At 34.9% G+C, this 21,898-nt stretch carries 23 protein-coding genes and 1 riboswitch; of the genes, 11 read left to right on the plus strand and 12 right to left on the minus strand.

Annotated elements, in window-relative coordinates; translation table 11 throughout:
- Nucleotides 1-106 precede the first annotated feature (106 nt).
- The 3 genes from AC3HD6_RS01515 to AC3HD6_RS01525 all read left to right on the plus strand — a co-directional run bounded on the left by AC3HD6_RS01515 (nt 107) and on the right by AC3HD6_RS01525 (nt 4,769).
- Nucleotides 107-1,420, plus strand: a complete 1,314-nt coding sequence (locus AC3HD6_RS01515) for a T9SS type A sorting domain-containing protein (RefSeq protein ID WP_488894752.1) — start codon at nt 107-109, stop codon at nt 1,418-1,420.
- Between the two features lie 248 nt (nt 1,421-1,668).
- Nucleotides 1,669-1,846, plus strand: a riboswitch (cobalamin riboswitch).
- 32 nt (nt 1,847-1,878) lie between these two features.
- Nucleotides 1,879-3,720, plus strand: a complete 1,842-nt coding sequence (locus AC3HD6_RS01520; protein WP_488894753.1) for a TonB-dependent receptor plug domain-containing protein — start codon at nt 1,879-1,881, stop codon at nt 3,718-3,720.
- Between the two features lie 5 nt (nt 3,721-3,725).
- On the plus strand, nt 3,726-4,769 hold the full coding sequence (locus AC3HD6_RS01525; RefSeq protein WP_488894754.1) for a DUF5074 domain-containing protein: 1,044 nt from the start codon (nt 3,726-3,728) through the stop codon (nt 4,767-4,769).
- Between the two features lie 164 nt (nt 4,770-4,933).
- Here the strand turns inward: AC3HD6_RS01525 and AC3HD6_RS01530 are convergent, their stop codons facing one another.
- The 11 genes from AC3HD6_RS01530 to gldB form a co-directional block, all read right to left on the minus strand.
- Entirely contained in the window at nt 4,934-6,355 is a 1,422-nt protein-coding gene (locus AC3HD6_RS01530) for a CCA tRNA nucleotidyltransferase (protein WP_488894755.1), read from the minus strand.
- Between the two features lie 34 nt (nt 6,356-6,389).
- Nucleotides 6,390-6,734, minus strand: a complete 345-nt coding sequence (locus AC3HD6_RS01535) for a nuclear transport factor 2 family protein (protein ID WP_488894756.1) — start codon at nt 6,732-6,734, stop codon at nt 6,390-6,392.
- 108 nt (nt 6,735-6,842) lie between these two features.
- Nucleotides 6,843-7,391 (minus strand): L-threonylcarbamoyladenylate synthase, encoded by a 549-nt coding sequence (locus tag AC3HD6_RS01540; RefSeq protein ID WP_068944281.1) that lies wholly within the window; start codon nt 7,389-7,391, stop codon nt 6,843-6,845.
- Nucleotides 7,392-7,670: 279 nt separating this feature from the next.
- Nucleotides 7,671-8,099 carry an IS200/IS605 family transposase gene (tnpA, locus tag AC3HD6_RS01545; protein ID WP_488894757.1) on the minus strand — a complete coding sequence of 143 codons (429 nt, stop codon included), beginning with the start codon at nt 8,097-8,099 and terminating at the stop codon, nt 7,671-7,673.
- 290 nt (nt 8,100-8,389) lie between these two features.
- On the minus strand, nt 8,390-8,902 hold the full coding sequence (locus tag AC3HD6_RS01550; RefSeq protein WP_488894758.1) for a DinB family protein: 513 nt from the start codon (nt 8,900-8,902) through the stop codon (nt 8,390-8,392).
- 103 nt (nt 8,903-9,005) lie between these two features.
- A complete protein-coding gene (locus AC3HD6_RS01555) occupies nt 9,006-9,452 on the minus strand; it encodes a GNAT family N-acetyltransferase (protein WP_488894759.1) in 447 nt (148 codons plus the stop codon).
- 70 nt (nt 9,453-9,522) lie between these two features.
- Nucleotides 9,523-10,662 (minus strand): cystathionine gamma-synthase, encoded by a 1,140-nt coding sequence (locus AC3HD6_RS01560; protein ID WP_123910585.1) that lies wholly within the window; start codon nt 10,660-10,662, stop codon nt 9,523-9,525.
- Between the two features lie 103 nt (nt 10,663-10,765).
- Nucleotides 10,766-11,089: a gliding motility protein GldC gene (gene gldC, locus AC3HD6_RS01565; protein ID WP_488894760.1), complete on the minus strand. Its 324-nt coding sequence runs from the start codon at nt 11,087-11,089 to the stop codon at nt 10,766-10,768.
- A gap of 24 nt (nt 11,090-11,113) precedes the next feature.
- The gene (locus AC3HD6_RS01570; protein ID WP_488894761.1) at nt 11,114-13,315 is read right to left on the minus strand and encodes a thioredoxin-like domain-containing protein; all 2,202 of its coding nucleotides are present in this window, start codon (nt 13,313-13,315) and stop codon (nt 11,114-11,116) included.
- 7 nt (nt 13,316-13,322) lie between these two features.
- Nucleotides 13,323-14,225: an ABC transporter ATP-binding protein gene (locus tag AC3HD6_RS01575; RefSeq protein WP_488894762.1), complete on the minus strand. Its 903-nt coding sequence runs from the start codon at nt 14,223-14,225 to the stop codon at nt 13,323-13,325.
- 82 nt (nt 14,226-14,307) lie between these two features.
- Entirely contained in the window at nt 14,308-15,294 is a 987-nt protein-coding gene (gene gldB / locus AC3HD6_RS01580; protein WP_488894763.1) for a gliding motility lipoprotein GldB, read from the minus strand.
- A 46-nt stretch (nt 15,295-15,340) separates the two neighbouring features.
- Between gldB and AC3HD6_RS01585 the strand changes: the two genes are divergently transcribed.
- The 7 genes from AC3HD6_RS01585 to AC3HD6_RS01615 all read left to right on the plus strand — a co-directional run bounded on the left by AC3HD6_RS01585 (nt 15,341) and on the right by AC3HD6_RS01615 (nt 19,487).
- On the plus strand, nt 15,341-15,985 hold the full coding sequence (locus AC3HD6_RS01585; RefSeq protein ID WP_488894764.1) for a leucine-rich repeat domain-containing protein: 645 nt from the start codon (nt 15,341-15,343) through the stop codon (nt 15,983-15,985).
- 4 nt (nt 15,986-15,989) lie between these two features.
- Nucleotides 15,990-16,511: a GNAT family N-acetyltransferase gene (locus AC3HD6_RS01590; protein WP_488894765.1), complete on the plus strand. Its 522-nt coding sequence runs from the start codon at nt 15,990-15,992 to the stop codon at nt 16,509-16,511.
- Nucleotides 16,512-16,517: 6 nt separating this feature from the next.
- Entirely contained in the window at nt 16,518-17,051 is a 534-nt protein-coding gene (locus tag AC3HD6_RS01595; protein ID WP_488894766.1) for a GNAT family N-acetyltransferase, read from the plus strand.
- 12 nt (nt 17,052-17,063) lie between these two features.
- The gene (gene nadE / locus AC3HD6_RS01600) at nt 17,064-17,858 is read left to right on the plus strand and encodes an NAD(+) synthase (RefSeq protein WP_488894767.1); all 795 of its coding nucleotides are present in this window, start codon (nt 17,064-17,066) and stop codon (nt 17,856-17,858) included.
- An 87-nt stretch (nt 17,859-17,945) separates the two neighbouring features.
- Nucleotides 17,946-18,461: a ribonuclease domain-containing protein gene (locus tag AC3HD6_RS01605; protein ID WP_488894768.1), complete on the plus strand. Its 516-nt coding sequence runs from the start codon at nt 17,946-17,948 to the stop codon at nt 18,459-18,461.
- A 100-nt stretch (nt 18,462-18,561) separates the two neighbouring features.
- Nucleotides 18,562-19,182 carry a Zn-dependent protease gene (locus AC3HD6_RS01610; protein WP_488894769.1) on the plus strand — a complete coding sequence of 207 codons (621 nt, stop codon included), beginning with the start codon at nt 18,562-18,564 and terminating at the stop codon, nt 19,180-19,182.
- The gene (locus tag AC3HD6_RS01615) at nt 19,179-19,487 is read left to right on the plus strand and encodes a barstar family protein (protein ID WP_068944271.1); all 309 of its coding nucleotides are present in this window, start codon (nt 19,179-19,181) and stop codon (nt 19,485-19,487) included. Before AC3HD6_RS01610 ends, AC3HD6_RS01615 begins: the two co-directional genes overlap by 4 nt.
- Nucleotides 19,488-20,247: 760 nt before the next feature.
- Here AC3HD6_RS01615 and AC3HD6_RS01620 read toward each other — a convergent pair.
- Complete coding sequence (locus AC3HD6_RS01620) at nt 20,248-20,730, minus strand: cytidine deaminase (protein WP_488894770.1); 483 nt, start codon at nt 20,728-20,730, stop codon at nt 20,248-20,250.
- Nucleotides 20,731-20,831: 101 nt separating this feature from the next.
- On the opposite strand from AC3HD6_RS01620, the gene namA reads away from it, so the two are divergent.
- On the plus strand, nt 20,832-21,884 hold the full coding sequence (namA, locus tag AC3HD6_RS01625) for an NADPH dehydrogenase NamA (RefSeq protein ID WP_488894771.1): 1,053 nt from the start codon (nt 20,832-20,834) through the stop codon (nt 21,882-21,884).
- Nucleotides 21,885-21,898 lie beyond the last annotated feature (14 nt).

Consider the following 21,898-nt stretch of genomic DNA (forward strand, 5'->3'; position numbering starts at 1 on the left):
TTAATTCTTTCGAAATTCACGAATTGTGAAAGTCTATTTCTTTTGTTTGGGTAAATATAATGTTAATATTGTTTCTGTTGATTCTAAATATTAAATATAATAATATATGAAAAATTTTTACAAAGTGTCAATGAAAATGGTTGTTGCTTATTGTTTTTTAAATATTGGTGCAGCAAAAGCTCAACTTACGGTAATGGGACTCGGGAATTATAACGTAGGGGCAGTGTCTGATAAAGGGATAGTGAGTATGCATACCAGCGGTGGTGGTATATATATGTGGACATCCAATACTGGAATTGTACAGATAGGATCCATCTCAAACGGGTATCCGGCTGCGGGAAAAACTGTCGTTTCTAACGATGGAAATACAATTGCATCATCAATTACGAATGCAGCAACAGGTTTTAATGAAATTTCAATTTATGATGTATTTACCTCAACATGGACAAACAAAGGCGGCCTTGTTCCTACCGGTTGGGACGGAAGTGTAAGCTCCACATGGGGAATATCTCCCAATGGAAACACCATTGTAGGCCTGGGCTGGCTTACTGCAGCAAATGCCCATGCTGTAAAATGGGATCAGACAAACGGAGTGGTAGACCTTGGAAGTATGGTAAGCGGAAGAAGCTCAAGAGCGAATGCTATAAGTGCAGATGGAGCTGTGGTAGTAGGATGGCAGGATGAACCTACAGGAGCCAGAAGTGGTGCAAAGTGGATAGATGGGGTCGAAAGTTTCATTACAGATAACAATGGAAATAACGTAGGAGAAGCGGGAGCTGTTTCTGCAGATGGAAATACCATTATTGGCTCAGCAACCCCAAATCCTTATGTATGGAAAGCAGCAACGGGGGTGACTTATATAACACATCCTAATGCTTCTTTCTCATTCAAAGGAGGGGCGACCGGTGTTTCTGGAGATGGAACAAGGGTTATTGGATTTTACAGGGCATTTGGAGCACCGCCTATGTCGGGAGAAGGCTTTATCTGGACAGAAGCAGATGGCCGTGTTAATCTTAATGATTATGCAACAAGCTTAGGAATTAATACCAATGGAGTAACTATGGGACTTCCTTTGGCGATTTCTCAGGATGGGAAAAAAATAGCAGGAACGGGAATGAATGCTTCGAATCAAATGGTCGCATTTTATCTTGATCTTACAGAATATTTATCAGTGAGTGATGTTTCAAAAGATAAAAATACAATGGGTATTTATCCAAATCCGGTAGCTGATATTTTATATATAAAAGGAACAGGAAATATCGAAAAAGCAGAAATTTATAATATGGTAGGGCAAAAAGTAAGATCGTACACTGCTATGGAACATCAGATTGACGTATCATCTTTGCCAAAAGGGAATTATATAGTACAGCTTTCAGAGAAAGAAGGCAAACAGCAGAATTACAAATTCATTAAGAAGTAAAAGTTAGCAAATTTTAATAATAGTTATACCATGAATGGCTGTTTTCAATAGTGAAAACAGCTGTTTTTTATGAATCATTGAAGAGGGGTGTTGGGAATTTTATCAGAGTATGCCTACGATAAAAGATATAGTTTTAAAGGGGATTACTATAGTTATTTTGTTGATATATATACTTTACTACTTTTCAACTCCTATCTTCTTTGTTTTCAGCTACAACATCCACTTTTTGTCTAATACATTTAAAAAGCTATCTTTGCAAAAATTTTGGTTTCCAGTATATTGGAATGAAAAGGGAATTGGGTGTAACTCCCAAACTGTCCCCGCAACTGTAGATCGCAATACCAATTTCTGTACTCAGCCACTGTATAAAAACGGGAAGGCGCAGAAAGCGAAAGTCAGGAGACCTGCCAGAATAATAATCAAAAAACATATTGCTTTCGGTGGAAAAGTAGAAGGATATGGATATAAAAAGATCTCTGGTACTGTTTCTCTCATCTTATGGCTGCTTTCTTTTCGGACAGGAGAAAGCTGTAGATACTATTTATATATTCGACAGCCAGATGAACAAGGTGAAACAATTTCACCCTGTGAAAACTATTACACCAGAAGAAGCTCAAAAGAATTCAGGCAATCTTTCAGAATTACTTAGATTTCAATCTAACCTTTATATTAAAGAAAATGGGCGTGGTGCCGTTTCTTCACCTTCTTTTAGGGGAACATCAGCTCAGCAGACTGCTTTTGTCTGGAACGGTATTAACATTAACTCTAATTTTTTAGGACAGGGAGATATTAATAATATTGCATTGTTTGGATATGACCAGATTGGAATAAAAGCAGGTGGAGGAAGTATTGTCTACGGATCAGGAGCTATTGGGGGAAGTATTCATCTGAATAATAACCTGGAGTTTAATAAAGGATTCCACGGATCTTTATTTTCAGAGGTAGCATCTTTTGATACCTATAATAACTTTGTAAAGGGTTCTTACAGTAATGATAAATTTAGCTTTAAAGCTTCTGCAAACTATAGTGTAAGTGCTAATGATTATGAGGTGCCGGAATTTGTAGTAGGGAGAACCCCATTTAAAAATATCAATGGAAGGTATTACAATACTACCTTTAATATAGGAACTGCTTATAAAATTACGGATTCTCAGACTATTTCATGGCAAAGCCAGATATTTGACGCTTCTCAGCATTACGCAATTTACGAGGAAAATGGTAACAGGTCGAAGTATAAGGCAAATACTTTGAGAAGTTTGATCTCCTGGGATATCAATAAGGTGAATCTCACTAACAGCTTCAAAGCTGCTTATACGGAAGATAATTACAAATATTTTTCAGATATCCATTCACTTAAATCCAGTGGAGCAGAAGGAAAGAATTATATCTTTAAAAACGATTTTAATTATTTCATCACTCCCAAAATCAATATTAATGTGATTGGAGAGTTTCAGGTGAATAAGGCGGAGGGGTATGAGACAGGGATAGGAAGTGTCAGTCGAAATATAGGATCTTTAGGAGGAATGATAAGATATTTTGTTTCTAAAGATTTACGTTTTGAAGCAGGAATAAAGAAAGATTTTGTTGAAAACATTTCATCCCCAGTTCTGTATTCTTTTTCTGGAAAATGGAATCCTTTATCATGGTATCATATAGGTGCCAGTTTTTCAAGAAACTTCAGATATCCAACTTTTAATGATCTTTATTGGCAGCCTGGAGGAAATCTGAACCTACGTCCTGAGACCTCCTTAAATATTGATATGGATCATGAGTTTAATTTTAGAGATTTTAAGATTACTCTCAGCCCATATTATATGGATATTAAGGATTTTATCAGCTGGCTTCCTACTTCATATAGCTATTGGGTTCCTTTTAATACATATAAATCTGAGTTTTATGGCTTAGAATCGCAGATTACCTGGAATAAAAATTTTGGCAGACATGGCCTGAAGGTTAATACGGGATATACATATTCAAAATCTATTAATAAGGAAACCCAAAAACAGATGATGTATGTTCCTTTACACAAAGCTAGTGGCTCAATAGATTATAAGTTTGATTTCCTTAAAATATATGCTCAAGGGCTTATGAATGGACTTACTTACACTACGGCAGATGAGAAAAGATCTGTGGCACTGGATCCTTATTTTATTTTAAACGCTGGTATTTCTGCGGATATTTTAAAGAAATATACCCTAGGATTCAAAGTGAATAATCTTACAAATACAGTTTACCAGACAGTATATGATTATCCGATGCCAAAAAGAAATTATAGTATTTATGCAACAATTAATTTTTAAATAATATGAAACTGAACAAATTTTTACATCTTCTTTTTGCTTTTACGCTTCTCTTGGGTGTTGTATCTTGTAGTACTGATAATACTGATGAACTTCTACCTAGAATTGATTATAGTAATGGATTCCTGATTGCCAATGAAGGAAAATATGGAACGCCAAATGCAGAAGTAACTTTTGTTACTCCAGATTTAAGTCTTAAGCAGGATAATATTTTTTCATTCAATAATGGTGGAAAATTAGGGGATGTTCTTCAAATGATTACTTTCAATGGAAACAATGCTTATTTATTATTAAACAATTCAAATAAAATTCAGATTGTAAACCGTAATAACTTTAAAGCGACTGGTGAAATTACAAAAGAGTTGAATACACCTCGCTATATGGCATTTGCAAACAATAATATTTATGTAACGAATGATAAATATAATGGAGAAAAATTTGTAAGTGTTTATAAGACTTCAGATAATTCTTTTATCAAAAAAATTCCTTTTACAGAAACTGTTGAAAGAATTGTGGAAGCAGGAAATAATATCTTTGTACAGAATGCTTCATTTGGATATGGAAATAATATCACTATTATTAATACAACAACCAATGAAATTCAGAAGACTTTTCCTGTAAACGGAAATATCAACAAGATTATTTCATATAATCAGAACGTTTATGCTATAGCAGCCGGAACTACAGATTCTTATATCTATCAGATTTCAAATACAGGAGCTATTACAAAAACAACTACTTTAACAGGAATTACTGATGCTAAAAACCTGGAGATTTCAAATGATAAATTCTATTTCAGTTCAGGCAAAAGTGTTTATACTATGGATATGAAATTAGGAACTGTACCTACTTCACCATTGTTTACTGTAGAAGCTAGCTCTGAACAATATTCTGATCTATATGGATTCAGTGTGGTTAAAGATCTTATTTTTACCTCTGATGCAAACGGATTTACGAAGGATAGTAAAATTGTTGTTTACAATACATCTGGAGCTATTATTAAAACATTCTCTGCTGGTATAGCTTCCAATTCAGTATATTGGAACTAAAAATATAATACGCTTTGGCGTACTTAAAATAATTTTTTATTTTTTCATCATTTGTGTTTTTTTCCGGGCGGGTTCTTAGAACCCGCCCGGCTTTGATATATATTGTTCAAAAACATAAAAAAGCTGGATTACTCATCCAGCTTTACTTTTCTATATCGTGAAAATTAGTTTATTTTTAATCCCAGTTTTTCGGCTTCAGCAATCACGAATTTTGTTGCTTCTTCCTTTTCATTTGGGATTTCACCTTCAAGGATAGCTTCTTTTACTTTTTCCTTTAAAATACCGATTTCACGGCCTGGCTGAAGGTTAAACATTTCCATAATTTCTTCTCCGGTAATAGGTGGCTGGAAATTTCTTACCTGATCTTTTTCTTCAACCTCTTTGATCTTCACGGCTACATATTCAAAATTTTTCTTGAATTTTTCCTGCTTTTTAGAGTTTTTAGTTGTAATGTCTGCCTTACAAAGAGTAAACAGTTCTTCAAGGTCTTCTCCGGCATCAAATAAAAGCCTTCTTAATGCAGAATCTGAAGCATCATCCGTAATCAGGGCAATAGGTCTGGAAGAAAGTTTAACCATCTTCTGAACATATTTCATATCGCTTCCTAATGGCAGTTTTAATCTCTGAAAAAGTGTTTTTACCATCTTAGAACCTAAAAATTCATGTCCATGGAATGTCCATCCTGTACCTTCAACAAATTTTTTGGTAGGCGCTTTTCCTATATCATGAAGTAATGCAGCCCAACGCAGCCAAAGGTTATTGGTATTCACAGAAATATTATCCACTACCTCCAGAGTGTGATAGAAATTATCTTTGTGGGTTTGTCCTTCTACTTCTTCTACTCCTTTTAGTTCGATCAATTCAGGAATGATAAGCTTTAAAAGCCCTGTTTGTTCCATTAATTTTAATCCTACAGAAGGTTTTTCAGAGAGCATGATCTTGTTGAATTCCACCATGATTCTTTCCATAGAAACAATCTTGATTCTTTCTGCTTCCTGTTTAATCGCTTCCAAAGAATTCTCTTCAATCGTAAAACCTAAAGTGGAAGCAAATCGTACCGCTCTCATCATTCTCAATGGATCATCAGAATACGTTTGAGCAGGCTCTAGTGGGGTTCTTAAAATTTCTTTTTCCAGATCTTCAACTCCGTTAAAAGGATCGATGAGTTCTCCAAAATTGTCTTTATTCAGAGAAATAGCCATCGCATTGATTGTAAAATCTCTTCTTTTCTGATCGTCTTCTAAAGTTCCGCCTTCTACTTCGGGTTTTCGGCTGTTTTCGGTATAGCTTTCCTTTCTGGCACCTACAAATTCCAGTTCAAGATCCTTATATTTAATCATAGCGGTGCCATAGGTTTTGAATACGGAAACCTTTAATTTAGGATCAATGTCCTGAGCTACACTCTGAGCCAGTTCAATACCGCTTTGTTCCGTCACAAAATCTATATCAGTAGATGCTTTTCTCTTCATCAGAAGATCACGAACATATCCACCGACAATATATACCGACTGGTTATTTCTTTCTGCGGCTTCAGAAATTATTTTAAAAAGTTTTAAATTCTTATTTTGAGTAAGATTAATTTTCATCGTTTATAATAGCGTCAATTAACAATGCCGGCCATTAGTCATAATGAGCGTACATTCTATTTATTTTTCCCTCTTCATTAAAAAACATAACTTCTACAGCATGTTTATCCATGATAGACTTATAAAATAATGCTACAGAATCTACTCCTCCTGTGGAATGAATCAGATCAAAATGCAGATCCGGAAACTTGTCCAATGCCTTTTTCCAGTATTCACGAACGGCTTCTTTTCCTTTTAAGAAACTTTCCTTTCCTCCGGCAGCCATTGCAATCATGGGAGTTGTAATCTCAATATCATCAGAATAGTGGGTGAGGATATCCTCTAAATCATGAGAGTTCCAGGTATTTACCCACATTTTAGCGAATTCTTGATGATTCATAGCATGTATTTTATGAGTTGGATTTTGCAAAGATAGAATTAAAAAAAAGAAATCCTGCCGATATGAACTGACAAGACTCTAAAAAATAAGCAGATTACTACAGAATTTTTATTCTCTAAGGACTTTTATTCTGTTATCATTCCATATTTTGATCACCGAAGATCCTGAATATTTCGAAACTTTATCTCTGTCTTCCTCCACAGCATAATCCACAAGATTAATAATTTCCGAAGAAATATCTGAGAATTTCAACGGGCTTTTATCACCACTGAAATTAGCAGAAGTAGAAACTAAAGGCTTATTCAGCTTCGTGATTAATTTTTTACAAAAGTCATTTTTTACCAATCTGATTCCGATACTTCCATCTTCGGCTAGTAATTCTTTAGGCAAACCTCTTGGGTTTTCATAAACAATGGTGACCGGTTTTTCGCTTAAATCAATAATTTCCCAAGCCATTTCGGGAACATCTACCAAATCCTGAAGCCTTTTTTCAGACTCTACCAGAATAATCATAGACTTGTTTTTTTCACGTTTTTTGATATCAAAAATTTTATTGACAGCTTCTATATTGGTTGCGTCACAGCCAATTCCCCAAATGGTATCAGTAGGGTACAGAATAGTTCCGCCGGATTTTAATATTTCAATAATAGGTTCCATATTTTTATTACATTCAAAATAATGGATAAAGGTAGAGAATATATGAATTTTGGGCAAAAAATTGTAGCTAAAAAAGGATTGTGTATCGGAGTATCTTTAAGTTTTAGCTAAAGCCATTGGAACGTTTTATAAATTATTAAAGATGGGCATTAGCTATCTTTATTGATGTTTTATATAATGAATGAAGAATAATCTTTGCAACATTTTATCAAATTCAATAGGAATGGGCTTTAGCCCATTCAACAATAAATAAAAAATCCTTCCGGCTTTAGCCAAAACTTACATTTTAAAATTATATTTTTCAATGAATTCCTGAAATTCGTCTGTAAAACTCTTTTTCTGATGATGCTTTTCTTGATTTTTGATATAATTCCTTATCGCATCTAATCTGGCTTCAGAAACAGAAACAGCAAAATATTCATCCTGCCATGCAAATTTATCTTTGGTGAGTTGATGTTTATTGATCCAATAAGACGATTCCCCTTTCAATAATTGTACTACTTTTTCTATATTCTGATCTGATCCTAAAGAAATCAGACAATGACAATGGTCTGAATATCCATTAATCATGTCTAAGAATATTCCTTTTTCTGAAGAATATTCTTTAATGTGTTTCCATACCTTTATTCTTAGATCGAATGTATTGAGATAGGGAGTTCTGTTTCTTGTTGAGAAGACAAGGTGAACGTAAATTTTGATAAAGGACATTTGTGTTGTTTTTATCAAAAATAATCTTTTTTAAACTAAGTTTTGGCTAAAGCCAATGAAATATTTATAAATTAAAAGACGGGCTAAAGCCCGTCTCTATTGATGTTCTGTATTTGTGAAAATTATGGAAGCATTATTAATTGTTCAGTAACAAATAAGCTAATTATATTATTTTAGAATAATTTTTTGCAGCATTTTATCAAATTCAATAGGAATGGGCTTTAGCACGTTTAACAATGAATAAAAAATCATCTAGCTTTAGCTAAAACTTATCTTATCGTTTTATTACATTACATCCATCCTAATTTAGATAAATACCTTTCCTCAATAATGTTCAGGTGGTGGTAATTATGTCCGATAATCAGTTTTCCTATGGTTTCCACTGAGATTTCATGACCGTTTGCTGTACCGATATTTTGTAAAGCTGCCGGATTCATTGTTTCTAATAGAATCTGAGAGGACTTTCTTACCAGTTTGTATTCTTCCAGTAAAGATTCCAGAGATCTTTCACTGGCAAAAGACTGCTCTGCATATTCATTTTCATCAAATCCTGGAAGATTGTTTTTATCACCTCTTGCAAAAGCTAAGATTCTGTATTGAAAAACTCTTTCTGTATCAGATAAGTGAAGGAGTAATCCTTTTAAGGTCCATTTACCTTCAGCATATGCAAATTTTGATTGTTCTTCCGTAAGATTAGAGTAAATTCCTACTGTTTTTTCTTCTGATATTTTTAACTCAGCTAACCAATCTGAGGATGGGATCTGATCTAAATATCTTTGTATGTATTTTTGGAAATGGGTCATATTGTTTTTGGGTTATAAGTTAGGGGATTTGCCTTTAACGATATTCGGGGAAGATAAAATATTGGCTTATAATATTTATTACTAATTATCCATTGCTTATTATTCATGAATTGCTCCACTCGTAAAAATTTACGGAATCATAGCGTTCAAAACCGCAGGAAGGGTACAATTGGTTACCTACATCATTGCTTTTTCCTGTTTCAAGCAGAATTCCACAGGCGCTGGAAGCTTTGCATAATTCTTTCGCTTTTTCAATAAGTTCTTTGGAGTAGCCTTTTCCTCTGTGGTGAGCATTGACATACAGATCATTCAGCAGCCAATAGCGCTGCATTCTTGTGGAAGAAAATATAGGGTATAATTGTACAAAACCAGTTAGGATACCATTTTCTTCTGCTACAAAAATTTCAGAGTCTTGATTTTCAATTCTTTCCTGGAGAAAATCTGAAGCTGCAGGAATATCGGATGACTTATGATAGAATATTCTGTATTGATCGAACAATTCAGCCAGTTGAGGTAAATCTGCAATGATTGCTTTTCTTGTGTTTTTCATAGGTATTTGGTGGTAGTAATAAAAAATGAGAAAGATAATAAATCCTTCTCATTTTCTATATTATTATGTCTTACGAAAATGCTCTTTCAAGATCTGCAATTAGATCATCTGCATCTTCAATTCCAACGCTTAAACGTACAAGGTCATCTGTGATTCCCAATTCTGCGCGTTTTTCTGCAGGGATAGAAGCATGAGTCATTAATGCAGGGTGGTTCGCTAGAGATTCCACACCTCCTAAAGATTCAGCTAATGTGAATACTTTTACTTTTTCAAGGAACTTGATTGCATCTTCTTTCTTTCCAGATTTGAAGGTGAATGAAACCATTCCTCCAGATTCCTTCATTTGAGATTTTGCCAGCTCATATTGAGGGTGGGATTCTAATCCTGGATAAATTACTTTATCTACAGCAGGATGAGTTTCAAGATATTTTGCTACTGCAAGACCATTGTCAGAATGTCTCTGCATTCTTAATGCCAGTGTTTTAATTCCTCTTAGTACAAGATAAGAATCGTGAGGACCTAAAATACCACCGCTTGCAAACTGAATAAAGTGAAGTTTTTCACCCAATTCCGCATCTTTGGCGATAAGTGCTCCTGCGATTACATCAGAGTGTCCTCCTAAATATTTGGTGGCAGAGTGCATTACGATATCAGCTCCCAGATCAATAGGTCTTTGAATATAAGGAGTTGCAAAAGTATTGTCAACAGCTACTAAAATATCTTTCCCTTTAGCAATGTCTACTACAGCTTTGATGTCTACAAGTTTCATCAAAGGGTTCGTTGGAGTTTCAACCCAGATTAGTTTCGTTTTATCTGTAATAACATCTGCAATTTTAGAAACGTCATCAAAATTCACAAACGTGAACTTCAGCTGATATTTTTCAAAAAGTCTGGTGAACATTCTGTAAGTTCCTCCATAAAGATCATCTACTGCGATGACCTCATCACCAGGATTTAATAACTTCAAAACGCAGTCGATAGCAGCAAGCCCGGAACCGAAAGCTAAACCTCTCGCTCCGTTTTCAATACTTGCTAAAGAATCTTCTAATGCCTGTCTTGTTGGATTAGCGGCTCTTGAATATTCATATCCGGAATGTACTCCGGGACTTTTCTGTGCAAACGTAGAGGTTAAAAATACAGGAACATTTACAGATCCTGTTGCAGACTCATGATGCTGCCCTCCGTGAATTACTTTGGTATTAAAATTCATAATATTTTATAATTTATCAATCTAACATTGTACCAATTTACCAATGTTTTTCTAGTTGTTACACTGTTAAATTGTTTCATTGTTACATTTTGTGTATGCTTTTTTACTTTATAGCTGATTTGATAGCAAATTCTTCAGCAATTTCTTCCATCCACTGTGCTACATCCTCTTCACCAGTTGCTCTCTGATAAGTATTTCCTAAAGAAACTAAAATCTGGTGGATAAACATCTTCATCTGGTCTACAGGCATTTCTTTGGTCCAAAGATCAATTCTTAAAGCCTCTTTTGTTTTATCATCCCATACAGAGATCATGGTAGCCTTTGTTTCTTCTTTTTCAATCCCGCCATCCTGTGCATTCCATGTAATGTTTTCCGGAACGTGGTTTTCATCTAACTCTACATCTATCGTAATCTGAGTTTTTCTCATATCAATCTAAAATTTTTAGCAAAGTTAATACTTCTTTAGCTTATCCAAAATTTCTACGAAATTATCTTCATCAGGAAATGGAGTATTAAAGTTAAAAATTTTCCCTTCCGGATCGATGATAATAAATCTTGGAATAGACTGGATTTTGTATTTATTCATAAATTGCTGTGCATTTACCAGCCAAAATTGCGGAAGATTGGATGTTTTTGTTTTTAAATAATTAGTCCATTTTGATTGGTTTTCATCGAGGCTGATAGAAATAAACTGAATATTATCATAATATCTGTATTGATGGCTCCTCGTTTCAAACACGGGACGGATCTGTTTACAAGGTCCGCACCAGGTTGCCCAGAAGTCAATGACTACATATTTACCTTTATATTTAGAAAGCTTTTGAGCGACCCCTTTATCTGTAAGAAGGCTAAGATCAGGAAATAAGGCCCCTTTCTGAGAGCTGTTGATCCGGTCAAGTTTTGAATAAAGATCCTGCTTGTAATCTATATTACCTATTTTGTTGATTTCAGTATTGAAAATTTTGTTTCTTGCAATGCTGTCAGTCTGTAGTTCTATAGTCTTAGCCAAGTGTTTGGATAACAACTGATCTTTCGAAATTCCTTTAGGCATCTGATCGATCTTCACAAAAAGAATACTGTCGGGATTGGAGATTTGTTCTTTATCAGACAATAGCTGATCCAGTTTATATTGCAGGTAATTATCATTTTTACTCAATAAAGCACTTGGTTTCTGTATATTTCCATTTAATTCCTTAAGAAAAGATGCAGGTGGAGCAAATTTTGCATCAGTTAATGAAGTCATTTTTCTATAATTATTGATTTCATTTAGATATTCAATAGACATAAGTTCTCTTCTGTACCTTTTGTACTCTTCGGAGAGCGCATTGTTTTCGGGATCAGCAAATACATTCAGGATTCTTTTATTTTCTTTCCAGTCGGATTCGGCCAAGTCATAAAATTTTGCAGGATCATTGATGTAATTCTGTTTTTCCAAAGCAGATTCAAACTCATAGCCAAAAGCACTTTCATTGTTGCTGTATGCCTGATCTGCTTTTCTATTAGACCGTAAATAAAAGATCCGTTTTGTATTGTTCAACTGGATAGTAAAATCAAACCAATCACCACTTGCCATAATGAAGTTGACTTTTTTATTTCCGATTTCAAGGATATATTCATCCAATGGGATAGGGCGGGTTGTCACCCAATTGAACGTATGGTTTTGGACGGCTGCAGCCCCTATCTTTTTGTGAAAATCTTTAGAATAAATCCTCACAGAGTCTATTTTAATATCAGTTTCCAATTTTCCTCTAATAACAACTCCGGCTCCATCACTGTGATACGGCTTTGGTTTCTGGAAAATATAAAGCAATCCCGAACCAATGATTAATGCCGCAGCAGAAACCAGAATCTGTTTTTTGTTTTTAAGAAAAGCATTTTTAAATCCTTTTTTACTATACCAAAAATAGCCCAGAGTAAGAAAAATAATCATCCAGAAAAGGCTCATATATTCGGAGTGAGAAATGAAACTGTTCAGTCCTTTTATTTCCGGAGCGTTCCAAAAAGTGTATAGAGAACTATAAGGGTTGAAGAAAAAAGCCTGCTTCTGTACAAGAGAAGTAATATTGGAAGCCACTCCCAATGAACCGATGAGAAATGACCAGATGAAGCTTTGAAATGCTACAGAAACACAGAGTTGAAGTGCCGCGATTCCTAAGATCGTTACCCAGATTCTGATAAAGGTTTTTATCAGCCAGGCAGCATCAACAGTAAGAAGTTTTGCAGGATCAGGATGAATATAATAATCTATTAAAGCTAAAATAATATTAAACCCTAAATAAGAAGCAATACATAGCGTACAAAGGAATATCAGGATAATATACTTTGATAAATACAGCTGAAGCCTGCTTACTGGCTGAGTTTCCATTAGCTGCCATCCATTGTTTTTATGATCAGTCTGGGCAATTCTGTTGGAAGCAATAATCACAAATAAAAGTAATACGAAAAATGTGAAATATTTAATAGCTTCACCACCTATGGCTTTTTCAAATATAGAATAGCTCAGCATTTCATCTATGATAATATTCTTTTTGAAAAAGTCAGGAACAAAACCAAGCAGAGGGATTAATGCACCTAGAATAAGAGCGATATAAGTAAGCCCTAATCCTTTTGTTTTTAGCCATTCTGTACCAATGGCTATTATTAATTTTTTCATCTGTGTTTTAATTTTTTGTGATTTCCATAAACCAGTCTTCAAGACCTGCATTATTTCTGATCTCAAAGATCTCGGCATGATTCAAAACCAGGTTTTTGATAAGAGTGGCAATATGTTCTTTAGATTCTGCAGTGATTTCTATGGTACTCTTATTGATGATTTTAGGAGAATAATGCTCCGGAATTTCATTGATAAAATGGGAGGCATTGTTGATTCCTATTCTGATATGGTTGTATCTATAAAGTTCATTAAGATCTTGTATGCTTCCCGTAAATCGTATTTCACCATGAGAAATAATGGCAAGATGGGTGATCATTTTTTCAATTTCCTGAAGCAGATGGCTGGAAATAAAAATAGTAACCCCTTCCTCCTTGTTAAGTTTTATCAAGAGTTCCCTCATTTCCAGCATTCCATTGGGATCAAGACCGTTTACAGGTTCATCCAGAATCAGCAGATCTGGTTTTCCAAGTAAAGTCATGGCAATAGAAAGTCTTTGTTTCATTCCCAAGGAATATTTCTTCATTTTCATTTTTCTGCTTTCCCAAAGACCTACGAGATGCAAAACCCTTTCACATTCTGATTCGGGTAAGTTTCGAAGCCTGGAAATGATAATAAGATTATCCCATCCGGAAAGATGGTCATAAAATGCTGCTGTATCAATCAGACTTCCGATTTTTTGAAATCCTTCCGGATAGAGATCAGATAAATCTTTGTCAAAAATTCGGATGGCATGGTTATCATCAGGAATACTGCCAATCAGCATTTTCATCGTTGTAGATTTTCCGGCACCGTTGGCTCCCAGAAATCCAAAAATACTTCCCTTCGGAACTGACAGATCAATATTTTTCAGAATCAGCTGATGGGGAGTAAACCCGTAATTTAGATTTCGAATACTAATTAAGTTTTCCATATATTCTGTGTTGGTGAGATGTGAAAAATAAAAAAAGACCTTCTGTTGTTACAAAAGGTCTTATATTGGTATGAGTTGTTATCTATTTTGTTACACGAGGTTTATAACCGGATTCGTTAAAAATTTGAGTAGCATCCATTTTCAGGAAGGCTGTCAGTTTTGTTTCAGGCTTTTCTTTAAGATAGGCTTTACAGATCTGCCATCCTGTGAAAATTCCGATTTGAGGGGAGGATTCATTGTCTATTTCAGTATAGAATTTTGAGAATGGTCCCGGTGCAATAAAACGTTCTCCCAATCTCGGATCATCACCGAATAACAGATTACTCTCTACAAAATAATTCCAGATATTAGCTTCATTGTAAGTAGCCCATTCATATTGTTTCTTTGTATAATTCATTTTCAGATAATCTGGAAAATCAGGAAGGAAGGCATCCTGAAGAATCATTACTTTTCCGTTCAGGATAACCTGATCTATGAATTTCTGATGGTCCGGTGACTCCGTTACAATATTCTCTGCAAAAAGAAGAGAAACTTTAGGAACAATATTCTGCGGGTTCATCGATTTCTGGAAGTAAAGCTCCAATCCTTTGTAATGAGCATTGCCATCCCCCATAAAACCGGTAATGTCTATGAATAGAAGATTTCCTTTTTCATCATAGAAGATAGGATCCTGAACCATCTGTAAGGCTGATGAAAACAGATATACTTTTGGGCTTTTAAACTGTGGGAAATAATGTTTGATATGGGCAAATAAATCCTGAAGCTCTTTCTGCAATTTAGCCTGATCTATTTTACCAATAGCTTCTTTATAGATCTTAATTTCTTCTGCATCAGTTCTTCTTTTGGAGAAATCTGCATCAGAAACGGTTCCCTGAAACCATGGAAACTGAGCTTTAAACTGATCCAAAGGAATATTAGGGTTATAAAGTTCTTTGGAAATGTCTGCCATTTCAATTTTTTCGGTAGTATCTTTTACCTCTATTTTCCACTGGTTTTCAGGTTCTTTTTTACAGGAAATCAATCCTACGGCTAAAATAGAAGAAAGGGCGATATATCTGAAAATCTTCATTATTTTTACATTAAGTTTACAAAAATAAGGATTAAATGGATATTTCATGATGAAATTTAAAATATTTACAGCATTCATCGGTATTTTCGGGTTTGTTTTTTTAGAAGGCCAGAATCTTACGTTTAAAGATAAAAACCTGGAAAAGGCTGTCATTGAAAATTATGATCAGAATAAAGATGGAACGATCAGCCAGCTTGAGGCAGAAGCAATTAATAATCTCTTTCTGGTTGAAAAAGGGATTACTTCCACGGAGGATCTTCATTTCTTTAAAAACGTAAAAATGATAGTGTTGGATGATAATGTCATCTCTTCAATCGTGCTGCAAGATATGGATAAGCTAAACCTATTTTCGTGCACTGGATGCAAAGTAACTTCCTTTAAAGCCGAAAATCTCAGAAACCTCATTTCTTTATATCTGGATAATAATAGCCTGGATAATATTTCCCTAAAGACAACACCAAAAATTGATCAATTAACATTATCTTTAAATCAGCTAAAAACAATAGATCTTTCCCAGCTTAAAAACTTAAGGAGGTTAAATGTAGAACACAACAAGATCCAGAAAATTGATATTTCCGAAAATGCTGCTTTACAGACTTTAAATGTAGGCGGAAATAAAATGGATGATGCAGACATAAAGAAAGCTCTAAAAGCGAATGTAACAATTTTTGGAATCAATGACCCAAACTAATACGATGAAAATAGAAACTCAAAGACTGATTTTAAGAAAACTAGAAGATACTGATTTTGAAAGAATGTTCCTTATGGATTCTGATCCTGAGGTGATGAAATACCTTGGACCGCCAGTGAAAAGCAGAGAAGAATCGAAGGAAGTCATCAAAATGATCCAAAAGCAATATGAAGAAAATGGAGTAGGAAGACTCGCTGTTATTGAAAAAGAAAGCGGATTACTGATTGGCTGGTGTGGTTTAAAACTATTAAAAGAGCCTATAAACGGATATGTAGAAACATTAGATTTGGGATATCGGTTTATTCCGGAATTCTGGGGCAAAGGATATGCCTGGGAAGCAGCGAAAGCAACTCTTGATTATGGCTTTAATGAATTGAAGGCAAGTTCTATATATGCTTATGCAGACTCTGGAAATACAGGCTCTAAATATATCCTCAATAAAATGGGTTTTGAAAACACCGGCGAATTTGAAGATTCAGGAGTTAAATGCTTTTGGTATGAATTGAAACGTGAAAAATATCTTTAATATATAATGATAACAATAAGGCAAGAAGAGATAAAAGACTATAAGGAGGTTTTTAAATTGACAGAAGAGGCCTTTAGAGAAATGGAGCATAGTGATCACCAGGAACATTTTCTTGTTGAAAAATTAAGAAAATCTGAGGCATTTATTCCTGAGCTGTCATTAGTAGCGGAAGATGAGAATGGAATCATTGCCGGACATATTTTGTTTACAAAACTTAAGATTGAAAATGATTCAGAAATTTTTGAATCATTAGCTTTGGCCCCTGTTTCTGTAAAACCTGAGTTTCAAAATCAGGGAATTGGAAGTCAATTAATCCGTGAAGGACATCTTATAGCTCAAAGACTGGGTTACCAATCGGTAATTTTAATTGGACATGAAGAGTATTATCCAAAGTTTGGTTACGAAAAAACAAGTAATTTTGGAATCTCATTTCCGTTTGAAATTCCGGAAGAAAACGGAATGGCCATGGAACTGATAAAAGGAGGATTAAAAAATAAAAAAGGGATGGTGAAATATCCCAAAGAATTTGGAATAGACTAAAAAATATAAACGATGCAGACACAGAAAGTGATAGATCATATTGTTGGCTGGTTAAAAGACTATGCCACAAAAGCCAGAGTAAATGGATATGTAATTGGAGTTTCCGGAGGAGTGGATTCCGGAGTGGTTTCTACCCTCGCTGCCATGACCGGATTGAAAACATTATTGATCGAAATGCCAATTCGTCAGAAAGCGGACCAGGTAGACAGAGCACAGGATCATATGAATGATCTGAAATCCAGATTTTCAAACGTGGAAATAATGTCTGTTGATTTAACACCGGCTTTTGAAGAACTTTACAAAACCTTTGATGTAAAGGATGATCTGTATCCAAACGAAAAACTGGCATTTGCGAATACAAGATCTCGTTTGAGAATGCTTACGCTCTATTATTATGGTCAGATTAACGGACTTTTAGTGTGTGGAACCGGAAATAAAGTGGAAGATTTCGGAATTGGATTTTATACCAAATATGGAGATGGCGGTGTAGACGTATCTCCAATTGGAGACCTTTATAAAACAGAAGTATATGCCTTAGCAAAAGGATTAAACCTAATTAAAAGTATTCAGGAAGCGATTCCTACAGATGGCCTTTGGGATGTAGACCGTACCGATGAGCAGCAAATAGGGGCTACTTATCCGGAATTGGAAAAAATTCAGAAAGAATATGGGACCAAAACAGCGGATGATTATGAAGGCAGAGATAAAGAAGTATTCCAAATCTTTGACAGGATGCATAAGGCTGCAAAACATAAGATGGATCCTATCCCTGTTTGTGAAATTCCTGAAGATTGGAGAGCATCATAAATATAATGTACTCATTGAGCCATGTAATAGATTATCCGTCTTTTTTACATGGCTATATTGATGCATTGTTACATTAAACCATTTACTATGAACAGCAGAATAAGAGCCGTTTTTTTTATATGTCTGGGCCTTCTTTTCGGAATGTCTGTGATGTATATCTATAATAATTTTATTAAAAGTAAAGATCATTCATCTTCAGATAAAACAGAGACTGTAAATTACGGAAGTACTTCAACGGAGGATCAATATACTACCGGAAATTCATCAGCACAGGTTTCTATTGAAAAGCTGACTGAAGAAAAAACAGTAATCAGTTATGTAAAACAAAATCATAGACTTCCGGATTATTATATTACAAAAAGTGAAGCCAGAAAACAGGGCTGGAATCCTTCCAAAGGAAATCTTTGTGAAGTTCTTCCAGGAAAAGCTATTGGTGGAGATAAATTCGGTAATAGAGAAGGAAGACTTCCTGATGGCGATAAGTATTTTGAAGCTGATGTCAATTACCATTGCGGTGAAAGAAATGCAGACCGGATTATTTATACCCAAAATGGAGATGTTTATCTTACTAAAAATCATTATAAAAGCTTTGAAAAACAGTAATAGTTATTGCTTCGCCTCTTCTGAACTGCGTTTGTAAACCTTCAGTCTGTTCGCAATGACTAAAGTATAATTTGTATTTAAACGAGAAGAAGTAGTAATTTTGAAAAATAATAGTTTTGCTTATTTACTGTTTTTATTTCTGATGTTCTCATGCTCGGAAAAACAAAAAACGGAAAAACAACCGGAACAAAAGACCGCAGTAACCATACTCATTCAGCCCTTCAGAGATATACAATCTGAAAAAGTAAAAGCTGTGGCTGAAGGAATTAAAAAAGTGTATCCTAATGTTGAGGTGCTTGAAGCGATAGATTTTCCCGGAAATGCTTATTATAAGGAAAGGAACCGCTATAGAGCAGATTCAATCATCAAGTTTTTGAATACTAAGACCAAGGAAAACTTTGTAACCATTGGCCTCACTTCTAAAGACATCAGTGTGACCAAAGGCAAAATAAAAGATTTTGGAGTGATGGGCTTAGGATATAGACCTGGAAAGGCTTGTGTAGCTTCAGATTTTAGGTTAAACAAAGAGAATTCAGATGAGCAGTTTTATAAGATTGCCATTCATGAACTTGGCCATACACAGGGGCTGCCACATTGCCCGGAAAAAATGTGTTTTATGAGAGATGCGGAAGGTAAAAATCCAACTAATGAAGAAACGGATTTCTGCCAGAAATGCAAAACTTTTTTAATCAGTAAAAATTGGAAATTTAGTTCAATATGAAGACAGTATATATAGATTTTACAGACATAGGCGATTATGAGGATTTCTATGCTCAATTAAAAGAAAAAGTTCAGCTTCCTGAACATTTTGGAGATAACCTTGATGCGCTATTCGATACCATTACCGGAGACCTTGAAATGCCGCTTCACATTGAATTCGTAAATATGACCGTAGATCAGCTGGAAATCTTTGAAGATCTTCTGACAACATTAGAAGACGCAGAGGAAGAAGTGGAAGAGTTCACTTTCAGCTACTACCTGGAGCAATATGAAGATGAGGAAGACGAAGAGGAAACAGAAGATTAATTGGTAATGTAAAAAAATAAAAAGGTTGTTTTAGGAATAAGACAACCTTTTTATTTTCTAATAATTTTTAAAGATCTGCTTAATTAGTAAAATCTGTGAGAGCTTAAAAACTCCACAGAGAATGTTTTTCTTGCAGATTAAACAGGTTTTACAGATTTTTCTTTGATGCTATTTGTTGGAAAATGCAATAGCACAAAGAGTTTTAATAAGAATACTTCTTTTAAGGAGCAAGAAAATCAAAGATTTTCAGCAAACGTATATTTTTAGGACTAATATCTATGTACCTATGTGGCAAAAAAAATTAAACCACATAGATTTCTATGTTAATAAGCAAATATTCTAAGCCTTTTTTATTAATAAAAATTCTTCTTTTGGGAAAAATGGCTGTTTTCGTTTGATTACGGCCATTATTCGATGTACTATTTTGTTTCTTACAGCATTAAGAACACTCATTTTATTTTTGCCCTCTTCTACTTTTCTTAGAAAATAGTTTTTTAATTCCTTATCAGCTCTTATACAGGCCATAGCGGAACATAGGTTTCAAGCTACATATCATTCATGGCTATGGGAGTACAAACATGGTTGTATTAAACTTTAATGTAGATAAAATTTTAGGTATTAAAAATAAAAACCAACAGAACGACTGTTGGTTTAAATTCAATATAACTCACCATAAAATGTAAGTCCGTATTGTTTTAAATATCACAGCAAAAGCCGGATATTACTTTAAAATCATGCATTACAATTTTATAAATTGATCTTATAAAAATGTAGAATCAAAGTAGAACGGCAACAAATCCTTCACAGCACGTACCTTCACTACCTCCTCATTCATACTTGAAAAATAAAGGTCAATGTTTTCATTTTGTTTGGTTTCGTATTCTATCAAACTCTGTCGGCAGGCTCCACAGGGTGGAATTGGTGGATTTTTCTCATGAAATTCTTTAGGACCGCCTACAACGAAAATTTTCTTTACTTTCACATCAGGGAAATTGGCTGCCACCCAGAAAAGAGTGGTTCTTTCAGCGCAAAGCCCTGAAGGAAAAGCGGCATTCTCCTGGTTGTTTCCGGAATATATTTCTCCGTTTTCCAGCAATACAGCACATCCTACAAAAAATTGTGAGTACGGCGCATAAGCATTTTCGCGGGCCTCTTTGGCTCTTTCGAATAATTGTTTTTCTATATCGTTCAGCTCGCTGCTATTTTTAAAATATTCGTAACTGATCTGTATGTCTTTTTTCATATATTGTACAGTAAAAAAGGGGGGTAAAATTAGTTCTTTTTAATGAGGTGGGCAATATTTTATTCTTCCGATGAAAAAGTTCAATTTTTTAATATTATACAATGCTATACTCTCCAATACAATTCAGAAATGTAGAATTGAAAAACCGCTGGGTTATGTCACCTATGTGTATGTATTCATGTGAAAACGGAATAGCCAATGACTTCCATTTCGTACATTATGGAAGCAGAGCACAAGGCGGAACCGGTCTGCTTGTAGTGGAAGCTACAGGAGTAGAACCGAGAGGAAGAATTACGAATCACTGTATGGGAATCTGGAACGATGAACAGGCGGAAAAGCTGCAGAGAATTGTAGAATTTGTTCATAAAAACTCAGACAGCAAAATAGGCATTCAGCTGGCTCACGCAGGCAGAAAAGGCTCTACGTGGAATAACCTGCAGATCCCGGTTGAAGAAGGCTGGGAAACCATTGCGCCAAGTTCCATTCCTTACCATCCTTCCGAAAGAATTCCACATGCATTGAGTACCGATGAGGTGAAAGAACAGGTTCAGAATTTTAAAGAAGCAGCCCGAAAAGCTGTAAAAGCAGGCTTTGATGTTATTGAAATTCATGGAGCACATGGTTATCTTATCCACCAGTTTTTGTCTCCGTTATCCAATATCAGAACGGATGAGTATGGCGGAAGCTTTGAAAACAGAATTCGTTTTCTTATTGAAATTGTGGATGCTGTGAATGAAGAACTGGATGATAACACAGCGCTTTTTGTGAGAATATCCGGAACTGAGTATGCAGAAAACGGCTGGGATATTGAGGAAAGTGTAGCGTTGGCGAAAGTTTTAAAAGAACATTCCGTTGATCTTATAGATGTATCCAGTGGAGGAAATATCCACGGGGCAAAAATTTCAGTTTTCAATGGTTATCAGGTTCCTTTTTCTTCTCAGATAAGGAAAGAAGCTCATGTGAAAACCGGAGCAGTTGGTTTAATTACAAAAGTAGAGCAGGCTGAAGAAATTCTCCAGAATGAAGAGGCAGACTTGATCTTTGTCGCGAGAGAAATCTTAAGGAACCCATATATTGCTATTCAGGGAAGCTTTGAAATGAAGGAAGACTGCTTTTTTCCACATCAATATACCCGGGCTAAGATCTCTTCATAATAATATTGTAATCC

This window comes from Chryseobacterium sp. II3a (assembly GCF_057815135.1).

Coding starts and splice junctions, on each gene's coding strand:
- AC3HD6_RS01515 (WP_488894752.1), top strand. CDS start 107: ATGAAAAATTTTTACAAAGTGTCAATGAAAATGGTTGTTGCTTATTGT.
- AC3HD6_RS01520 (WP_488894753.1), top strand. CDS start 1,879: ATGGATATAAAAAGATCTCTGGTACTGTTTCTCTCATCTTATGGCTGC.
- AC3HD6_RS01525 (WP_488894754.1), top strand. CDS start 3,726: ATGAAACTGAACAAATTTTTACATCTTCTTTTTGCTTTTACGCTTCTC.
- AC3HD6_RS01530 (WP_488894755.1), bottom strand. CDS start 6,355: ATGAAAATTAATCTTACTCAAAATAAGAATTTAAAACTTTTTAAAATA.
- AC3HD6_RS01535 (WP_488894756.1), bottom strand. CDS start 6,734: ATGAATCATCAAGAATTCGCTAAAATGTGGGTAAATACCTGGAACTCT.
- AC3HD6_RS01540 (WP_068944281.1), bottom strand. CDS start 7,391: ATGGAACCTATTATTGAAATATTAAAATCCGGCGGAACTATTCTGTAC.
- tnpA (WP_488894757.1), bottom strand. CDS start 8,099: ATGTCCTTTATCAAAATTTACGTTCACCTTGTCTTCTCAACAAGAAAC.
- AC3HD6_RS01550 (WP_488894758.1), bottom strand. CDS start 8,902: ATGACCCATTTCCAAAAATACATACAAAGATATTTAGATCAGATCCCA.
- AC3HD6_RS01555 (WP_488894759.1), bottom strand. CDS start 9,452: ATGAAAAACACAAGAAAAGCAATCATTGCAGATTTACCTCAACTGGCT.
- AC3HD6_RS01560 (WP_123910585.1), bottom strand. CDS start 10,662: ATGAATTTTAATACCAAAGTAATTCACGGAGGGCAGCATCATGAGTCT.
- gldC (WP_488894760.1), bottom strand. CDS start 11,089: ATGAGAAAAACTCAGATTACGATAGATGTAGAGTTAGATGAAAACCAC.
- AC3HD6_RS01570 (WP_488894761.1), bottom strand. CDS start 13,315: ATGAAAAAATTAATAATAGCCATTGGTACAGAATGGCTAAAAACAAAA.
- AC3HD6_RS01575 (WP_488894762.1), bottom strand. CDS start 14,225: ATGGAAAACTTAATTAGTATTCGAAATCTAAATTACGGGTTTACTCCC.
- gldB (WP_488894763.1), bottom strand. CDS start 15,294: ATGAAGATTTTCAGATATATCGCCCTTTCTTCTATTTTAGCCGTAGGA.
- AC3HD6_RS01585 (WP_488894764.1), top strand. CDS start 15,341: ATGATGAAATTTAAAATATTTACAGCATTCATCGGTATTTTCGGGTTT.
- AC3HD6_RS01590 (WP_488894765.1), top strand. CDS start 15,990: ATGAAAATAGAAACTCAAAGACTGATTTTAAGAAAACTAGAAGATACT.
- AC3HD6_RS01595 (WP_488894766.1), top strand. CDS start 16,518: ATGATAACAATAAGGCAAGAAGAGATAAAAGACTATAAGGAGGTTTTT.
- nadE (WP_488894767.1), top strand. CDS start 17,064: ATGCAGACACAGAAAGTGATAGATCATATTGTTGGCTGGTTAAAAGAC.
- AC3HD6_RS01605 (WP_488894768.1), top strand. CDS start 17,946: ATGAACAGCAGAATAAGAGCCGTTTTTTTTATATGTCTGGGCCTTCTT.
- AC3HD6_RS01615 (WP_068944271.1), top strand. CDS start 19,179: ATGAAGACAGTATATATAGATTTTACAGACATAGGCGATTATGAGGAT.
- AC3HD6_RS01620 (WP_488894770.1), bottom strand. CDS start 20,730: ATGAAAAAAGACATACAGATCAGTTACGAATATTTTAAAAATAGCAGC.
- namA (WP_488894771.1), top strand. CDS start 20,832: ATGCTATACTCTCCAATACAATTCAGAAATGTAGAATTGAAAAACCGC.